This is a genomic window from Vreelandella olivaria, assembly GCF_023507745.1.
Lineage (GTDB): Bacteria > Pseudomonadota > Gammaproteobacteria > Pseudomonadales > Halomonadaceae > Vreelandella > Vreelandella olivaria_A.
On the sequence record NZ_JALPZO010000012.1, the window covers coordinates 1 to 1,112 of the forward strand.

Below are 1,112 nucleotides of genomic sequence, written 5' to 3' on the forward strand. Positions count from 1 at the left end.
CCGAGGTCAGTGCTGGCGGTAGCGGCGTGTTGAGCGCCGGTCGTGATCTGACACTCGACTCCCTGGACACTCATGACGACTTCCTCTTGGGGCGTAACACGACACGTGAGAGCCAGGAAATCGGCATCCAACTGAACGTCGGTGGCAGCCTGGCACTGCTCGCCGGGCAGGACATCACCACCCGCGCCGCCGAGATCACCAGCGGTGACGACCTCGAACTGAGTGCCGGGCGCGATATCCAGCTCGAAGCAGGTCTGTCTCATCAATATGAAGAGACGCGCCGAGGGCGCACCCACACCATCGAGCGCCATAGCCAAGTGCAGCACACCACGCTCGATGCCGGCGGCGACCTGCTGATGCAGGCCGGTAACGATCTGCGCCTGACCGCCGGCCAGTTGCAGGCCGATGGCAGCGCGGCCCTGCTGGCCGACAACCGGATCGACCTGCTCACCGCCCAGGAGGAAGACTACTCTTTCTATGAATCGAGCCGCCGCGGTGGTTTGTTCAGTAGCAGCCGCTACCAGCGCGATGAAGTGCATGACGTTCGCGCGGTGGGCACCGATATTGATGCCGGTGGTGACCTGCTGATTGCCAGCGGTGGCGACCAGACCTACCAGGGCGCCCGCCTGACGACCGGCAGCGACCTTGCTCTGCTTAGCGAAGGCGCCATCCACTTCGACACCGCCAGCGACATCCGCGGCGAAGCCCATGAGCGCAGCCGCGGCAACTTCGCCTGGCAATCCGCCTCCGGCCAGGGCCGCACCGAAGAGACCCTGCGCCAGAGCGAGCTACGCTACCAGGGCGAACTCGCCATCCAGGCTGCCCAAGGCATCACCATCGACGTGCCGGAAGTCAATGCGCAAAGCGTGCGCCAAACCATCGACGCCATGGCCGAAGCCAATCCCGACCTCGCTTGGCTGCAAGCGATGGAAGCGCGTGGCGATATCGACTGGCGTCAGGTGGAAGCCATCCACGACAGCTGGAACTACTCCCAGTCTGGCCTCGGGCCGGGCGCCGCGCTGGCGGTCAGCATCGTCTCGGCCGCCTGGGCGGGTCCCGCTGCCGGCGGCCTGATCAACAATGCCATGGGTGCCGCGATGGTGAATGCCGGT

The 1,112-nt window shown here is 65.5% G+C and carries 1 protein-coding gene; it reads left to right on the plus strand.

Annotated elements, in window-relative coordinates; translation table 11 throughout:
• A partial coding sequence (locus tag HP566_RS00835) for a hemagglutinin repeat-containing protein (RefSeq protein WP_249975359.1) occupies positions 1-1,112 on the plus strand: 1,112 nt, incomplete at both ends.